The organism is Klebsiella sp. Ech2A, assembly GCF_030078455.1.
GTDB lineage: Bacteria > Pseudomonadota > Gammaproteobacteria > Enterobacterales > Enterobacteriaceae > Klebsiella > Klebsiella terrigena.
Window position 1 is genome coordinate 1 of sequence record NZ_JAQGFU010000239.1, and the last position, 6,056, is coordinate 6,056.

Genomic DNA, 6,056 nt, shown 5'->3' on the forward strand with positions numbered 1-6,056 from the left:
TAGCCCCCGGCGTTGCGCACGGTATCGAGATGCGAACCCAGCAAAATAGCCGCCGCTCCCTCCTGCTCACCTTCGTAGCGCCCGCAGATATTGCCGACGCTATCCTGCCAGACGCGCATCCCGGCCTCGCTCATCCAGCGGGCGACCTGCTGGTTAGCCTGCAGATGCTGCGGTGAAAGATAGACCCGGGTCAGCGCATCCGCGCTTTCGCTGATCGCGGCCAGCTCGTCGGCCCGCGCCATCACCCGCGCCGCGGCCTGCGCCCACTCCGCCTGCTGGCGTAGCGCCTGGCTCATTGCGGAGTCTCGCTGCGGTAGTGATCCCATGCCGCCTGCATGCCGGCGCCCTGGGTGGTGGCAAACTTGAGGCGGTTCAGCACCGACTCAAGGGCGCTGAGGGTGGTCATCACGCAATCTTTACGCGCGTTATAGCCCATCGTACCGATACGCCATACCTTGCCGTGCAGCGGGCCAAACGAGGTGCCGATCTCTATCGCGAAATCGTCGAGCATGATTTTACGCAGCTGGTCGCCGTTGATCCCCTGCGGGATAACGACCCCGAGGACGTTGTTCATCTTGTGCCTGAGGTCGCCGAAGGTCTCCAGCCCCATCGCCTGGATCCCCTTCAGCAGCGCATCGCCGTGCAGCTTATGCCGGGCAATGCCGTTATCCAGCCCCTCCTCAAGGATCAGGCGGGCGCATTCGCGGGCGGCAAACAGCGCCGAGGTGGCCTCGGTATGGTGGTTCAGGCGCTCCGGCCCCCAGTAGTCCATGATCATGCCCAGATCGAAATAGTTGGAGTAGATCGCCTCATCAACGCCGTCAAGATGGGCCTCGGTGCGGATCCCCTCTTCAACGCACCGGCGGCGACGAATAGCCTCCTCCATCCGCGCGCTCAGGGTCACCGGCGAGGTCCCGGACGGGCCGCCAAGGCACTTCTGCATCCCTGCCGATACCGCGTCCAGCCCCCAGGCATCGCTTTCGAGGGGGTTGCCGCCCAGCGACGCGGTGGCATCGGTATAGAACAGCACGTCGTGGCGGCGGCAGATTTCGCCCAGCTCGGCCAGCGGCTGCAGCATGGTGGTGGAGGTATCGCCCTGTACCGTTAGCAGCAGGCGCGGGCGCACGCGCCGGATGGCGTCCTCAATCTGCTGCGGGCTGAAGACCTCTCCCCACGGCACCTCAATGGTATGGACCTCGGCGCGGCAGCGGCGGGCGATTTCGCACAGCAGGTGGCCGAAGCGGCCAAATACCGGCACCAGCACCCTGTCGCCGGGGCGGATGGCGGAGACCAGAATCGCCTCGATGCCGGCGCGCGAGGTGCCGTCTACCAGCATCGTCCAGCGGTTATCGGTGCGAAACACGCCGCGATACAGGGCCATCACTTCGTTCATATAGTGGGTCATCGCCGGGTCATACTGGCCGATAAGCTGGCTCGACATGGCGCGCAGCACGCGCGGGTCGGCGTTGATCGGTCCCGGCCCCATCAGCAGGCGCGGCGGCGGGTTAATTTGCGAAAACTGAGTGATATCCATCGTTAATTCCTTATTGATTTAAGCCGCGCACGGAGGAGATAAACTGCTTCAGCTCGAGGGTCTGCGGGTTGGCGAACAGCGTCTTGCTGTCGCCCTGCTCCCAGACGCGCCCCTGATGCATAAACACCACGCGGTCGCCCACTTCACGGGCAAAATTCATTTCATGGGTCACGAGGATTAGCGTCATCCCCTCGGCGGCCAGCTGCTCAAGAACCTTGAGCACTTCGCCCACCAGCTCCGGATCCAGCGCCGAGGTTATCTCGTCGCAGAGCAGGACCTTCGGCGACATCGCCAGCGCCCGGGCGATCGCCACCCGCTGCTGCTGGCCGCCGGAAAGGTTGGCCGGATAGTAGTCCAGGCGGTCGCCGAGCCCCACTTTTTCCAGCATCTGCCGCGCCAGCTCGCGGCACTCGGCGGCGCTCTTTTTCAGCACCCGCCGCGGGGCCAGCATCACGTTTTCCAGCGCCGTCATGTGCGGGAACAGGTTAAAGTTCTGGAACACCATCCCGACGGAGCGGCTGATCTCGCGGGCCTGCGAATCGCGGTCGGTAATGGTCATGCCGCCGAGCTTAATGCTGCCGTCCTGATACCCTTCCAGGCCGTTGATGCAGCGCAGCAGCGTGCTTTTTCCCGACCCGCTGCGGCCGATAATCGAGATAACTTCGCCCATATCGATATCCAGATCGACGCCTTTGAGCACGTGGTTGTCGCCGTAGTACTTCTGCATCTGATTAATGGTGATGAGAGGCATTGAATTTGTTCTCCAGATAGCGGCTGTAGCGGGACAGCGGGTAGCACAGAATGAAGTAGCCCAGCGCCACCAGCGCAAAGACCTTAAACGGCTGGTAGGTGACGTTGGTCAGCATCGTCCCGGCCTTGGTCAGCTCGACGAAGCCGATAATCGACGCCAGGGCGGTGCCTTTTATCACCTGCACCGCGAAGCCCACCGTCGGGGCAATAGCAATGCGCAGCGCCTGGGGCGCAACGACCCGGCACAGCGTCTGGGTGAAGCTCAGCCCCAGGCAGCGCGAGGCCTCCCACTGCCCTTTCGGCAGCGCGCGGATGCTGCCGAACCAGATATCGAGTAAAAAGGCGCTGGTGTAGAAGGTCAGCGCCATCGCCGCGGCGGTCCACGGCGAGACGTCGATGCCGAACAGCGCCACGCCGAAGAAGGCGAGGAACAGCTGCATTAATAGCGGCGTACCCTGGAACAGCTCAACGTAGCCGCGGATCAGCCGCCTGACCTGGCGGCCGCCGGTGAGGCGCAGCAGCAGCAGCGGGAGCGTCACCAGCGCGCCGCCGAGAAACGCCACCAGCGACAGCAGCACCGTCCAGCGCCCGGCCAGCAGCAGATTGCGGATAATGTCCCAGTCGGTAAAGGTGGCCATCATGCCCGTACTCCCAGCCATTTTCGCCCCGCTGCCATCAGCAGCTGGCGCATTGTTATCGACAGCACCAGGTAGATCCCCGTGGTGACCAGATAGACCTCAAAGCTGAGGAAGGTTCGCGACTGGATCAGGTTCGCCGCGAAGGTCAGCTCCTCATAGGAAACCTGCGACACCACCGACGATCCCAGCATCACGATGATGCACTGGCTCACCAGCGCCGGATAAATCCGCTGCAGCGCCGGCGGCAGAACCACCTGAATAAAGGTCTGCGTGCGGCTCAGCCCCAGCACGCGCCCGGCCTCCCACTGCCCCTTCGGGGTCACCTGAATCCCGGCGCGCACGATCTCGGTACTGTAGGCCCCGAGGTTGATCACCATCGCCAGCAGCGCGGCCTCGCCAGCGGTCATCTTTAAGCCGAGGTTGGGCAGGCCAAAGACGATAAAAAACAGCTGCACCACGAACGGCGTATTGCGTATCAGCTCCACGTAGCCGCCCCAGATGCGGCTGAACCACGTCACCCGCCCGCTGCGGATGGCGGCGCCGAAAATACCTATCGCCAGGCCGCCCGCCGTCGCCAGCACCGTCAGCTGCACGGTAACCCACAGCCCCGCGAGCAGCTCTGGCCAGTGCGGCCAGAGCTCAGAAAAATGAAGTTGCTCCGTCATGCCGGGGCCTTATGCGCCAAAGCCTGCGGGCAGCGGCGCTTTCAGCCACTGCTGCGACAGCGCGTTGAGCGTGCCGTCCTTAACTCCCTGCTCAATCAGCGCGTCCACCTTCTCCTTCAGCGCCGGCTCGTTCTTTTTCAGGCCGATAAAGCACGGCGAATCTTTCAGCATAAAGCTCGGTACCGGCGCCTTCTGCGCATTTTGCCGGGAGATAGCCGCCACCACGAGGTTGCCGGTCGCCAGGTACTGCACCTGCCCCGAAAGGTAGGCTGACAGCGTGGTGTTGTTATCCTCGTAGCGCTTGATCTGCGCCTCTTTCGGCGCCAGCTCGCTCAGCACCATGTCCTCCACCGCGCCGCGGGTGACGCCGACGGTTTTTCCGCTCAGCGCCGCCGCATCCTTCAGCTCGGCCCCCTTCGGCCCGAAGACGCCGAGGAAGAACGGCGCGTAGGCGCGGCTGAACGCAATCACCTTCTCGCGCTCCGCATTCTTGCCGAGGCTGGAGATCACCAGATCGACCTTATCGGTCTGCAGATAGGGGACCCGGTTGGCGCTGGTTACCGGCACCAGCTGCAGCTTGAGCTTCATCTGCTTCGCCAGGTAGCGCGCCATATCGATGTCATAACCCTGGGGCTGGAGATCGGTGCCCACCGAGCCAAACGGCGGGAAATCCTGCGGCACCGCGATACGGATAACCCCTCGCTTTTCGATATCCTGCAGCTGGTCGGCTCTGGCCGCGCTCATTTGCGTAAACAGACAGGCGGCCCCGGCCAGTGCGATCAACAGTTTTTTCATGATGTTTACCCGTTACGTTAGTATGAAACAAAAGATTCTTTAAATAAACTTCTGCAACTAATGTGCCAGATATACGCCGCGCCGCTGCCGAGGCGGAAGATGCCATAAAAGAGTGATGAAACAAGGAAGAGAGAGAGAATGCGCGGCAATATCGCCTTCTCTCACCGCCGGAAACCCGCACTAAAATAATGCAAAGCACCAGACTGACGCCCCATTATCGCTGCTCAAGCTCGTCCAGCTGCTGATAAAGGGTGGCAATATCGTGAATGCGCGGGCGGCCCTTATCGAGGATCTCATGCAGAAAAGCGTTGGCCAGCAGGTTGATCAGGCTGTTGACCGAGGCGTAGCTATCGTAGGCCGAGACGCTATCGAGCGGCGCGCAGAGCTGCCAGCGCGCCAGCGGAAACAGGCCGTGCGCCTGCGGCTCGCACATCAGCAGCACCGGCACGCCGCTGGCCTGGAGCTGCTGCAGCAGCGGCCGAATAAGGCGCGGGCGGCGGCGAAAGGCCATCACCACCACCACGTCCCTGGCCGACAGATCCACCAGCTCCTCGCTCAGGCTCTGCCCCGGCTGCGGCTGCACCTGCACCTGACCGCGCGCCTGCAGCAGCTGCTGGCGCAGGTGCAGCGCCGCCGGATAGGCGTTGCGCATGCCGACGATGACCACCCGTTCGGCGTTCACCATCGCGTTAATCGCTTCGGCAAACTGGCGCGCGTCGAGGGCGTTGACCCACTGGGTCAGGTTGGCCATCTCCTGCTTATAATGGCGCGCCAGCAGCGTGTTACCCTGCACCGCGTCGCGGTTATCGGTCAGCGGCATCCCGCTCTGGCGCAGGGTGCGCAGCTCGTCGCGCATATCCTTATACTTCTCGTAGCCCAGCCGCTTGAACAGGCGGCTCACCGTCGCTTTTGACACCCCGCTCAGCTGCGCCAGCTCGGCGCTGTTGTAGCTGATCAGGTCATCAAAGTGATCGAAAATAAAATCCGCCACCCGCTGCTCCTGGGGCGACAGGGAGGCGTACTGCCCTTTGAGTCGTTCATCAAGCTGTTGCATAAGGCCCCTGTAACTTTTGTTTCATCGCACTATACCCGTCATACTCCGCGTTGCCTATGCGCTGGCGATGCATCTCGCGCTGTTGTCGCCGTCGATACCCGGCCCGCGGCGCGCATGACCTTGAATACCTCTCCTTTCACAATGCGTGCCACTCCGGCAAAAAGCGCCGGCGGCAGGGAATGAAACTTTGGGTTCAGAAGTGGAACGGCTTTTGCACTCTGAGAGAATACATCGCGTTACGAGGACAACGAATGCACAGTCATGTATCCACCCGCGGGATGGCGGTCGCCCCCCATCACCTTGCCAGCCAAAGCGCGCTTGCCGTGCTGCGCGAAGGCGGAAGCGCCATCGAAGCAATGGTCGCCGCGGCGGCCACCATCGCCGTGGTTTATCCCCATATGAACGGGCTCGGCGGCGACGGCTTCTGGCTCATCGTCCCGCCGGAAGGGGAACCGATCGCAATCGACGCCAGCGGCGCGGCGGGCTCGGGGGCGACGCTGGAGGCCTATTCCGACCTCAGGCAGATCCCGCACCGCGGCCCGCGCGCCGCGCTGACCGTCGCCGGCACCGTCAGCGGCTGGGACGAAGCGCTACGGGTATCGCACTCCCTGAGCGGTAAG

Annotated in this window: 7 protein-coding genes and 1 pseudogene; 1 reads left to right on the forward strand and 7 read right to left on the reverse strand. The window is 63.0% G+C overall.

Annotated elements, in window-relative coordinates; genetic code table 11:
- The 7 genes and pseudogenes from PFH44_RS24165 to hpxU form a co-directional block, all read right to left on the reverse strand.
- Positions 1-296 (reverse strand): annotated as a pseudogene (locus PFH44_RS24165) (Zn-dependent hydrolase); the annotation flags it as partial.
- A complete protein-coding gene (locus PFH44_RS24170) occupies positions 293-1,534 on the reverse strand; it encodes a pyridoxal-phosphate-dependent aminotransferase family protein (RefSeq protein ID WP_283826402.1) in 1,242 nt (413 codons plus the stop codon). The gene PFH44_RS24170 and the pseudogene PFH44_RS24165, both read right to left, overlap by 4 nt.
- Before the next feature lie 10 nt (positions 1,535-1,544).
- The gene (locus tag PFH44_RS24175) at positions 1,545-2,285 is read right to left on the reverse strand and encodes an amino acid ABC transporter ATP-binding protein (RefSeq protein ID WP_041144887.1); all 741 of its coding nucleotides are present in this window, start codon (positions 2,283-2,285) and stop codon (positions 1,545-1,547) included.
- Entirely contained in the window at positions 2,266-2,922 is a 657-nt protein-coding gene (locus tag PFH44_RS24180; protein ID WP_045855447.1) for an amino acid ABC transporter permease, read from the reverse strand. Before PFH44_RS24180 ends, PFH44_RS24175 begins: the two co-directional genes overlap by 20 nt.
- Positions 2,922-3,587 (reverse strand): amino acid ABC transporter permease, encoded by a 666-nt coding sequence (locus PFH44_RS24185; protein WP_283826403.1) that lies wholly within the window; start codon positions 3,585-3,587, stop codon positions 2,922-2,924. Before PFH44_RS24185 ends, PFH44_RS24180 begins: the two co-directional genes overlap by 1 nt.
- Positions 3,588-3,596: 9 nt before the next feature.
- Positions 3,597-4,382 (reverse strand): transporter substrate-binding domain-containing protein, encoded by a 786-nt coding sequence (locus PFH44_RS24190; RefSeq protein WP_041144885.1) that lies wholly within the window; start codon positions 4,380-4,382, stop codon positions 3,597-3,599.
- Between the two features lie 214 nt (positions 4,383-4,596).
- The gene (hpxU, locus tag PFH44_RS24195; RefSeq protein WP_283826404.1) at positions 4,597-5,436 is read right to left on the reverse strand and encodes a MurR/RpiR family transcriptional regulator HpxU; all 840 of its coding nucleotides are present in this window, start codon (positions 5,434-5,436) and stop codon (positions 4,597-4,599) included.
- Positions 5,437-5,687: 251 nt separating this feature from the next.
- On the opposite strand from hpxU, the gene PFH44_RS24200 reads away from it, so the two are divergent.
- A partial coding sequence (locus tag PFH44_RS24200; protein WP_283826405.1) for a gamma-glutamyltransferase occupies positions 5,688-6,056 on the forward strand: 369 nt, incomplete at its 3' end.

Excerpts from the sequence above, each read along its gene's own strand:
- PFH44_RS24170 (WP_283826402.1), bottom strand. The coding sequence starts at position 1,534 with ATGGATATCACTCAGTTTTCGCAAATTAACCCGCCGCCGCGCCTGCTG.
- PFH44_RS24175 (WP_041144887.1), bottom strand. The coding sequence starts at position 2,285 with ATGCCTCTCATCACCATTAATCAGATGCAGAAGTACTACGGCGACAAC.
- PFH44_RS24180 (WP_045855447.1), bottom strand. The coding sequence starts at position 2,922 with ATGGCCACCTTTACCGACTGGGACATTATCCGCAATCTGCTGCTGGCC.
- PFH44_RS24185 (WP_283826403.1), bottom strand. The coding sequence starts at position 3,587 with ATGACGGAGCAACTTCATTTTTCTGAGCTCTGGCCGCACTGGCCAGAG.
- PFH44_RS24190 (WP_041144885.1), bottom strand. The coding sequence starts at position 4,382 with ATGAAAAAACTGTTGATCGCACTGGCCGGGGCCGCCTGTCTGTTTACG.
- hpxU (WP_283826404.1), bottom strand. The coding sequence starts at position 5,436 with ATGCAACAGCTTGATGAACGACTCAAAGGGCAGTACGCCTCCCTGTCG.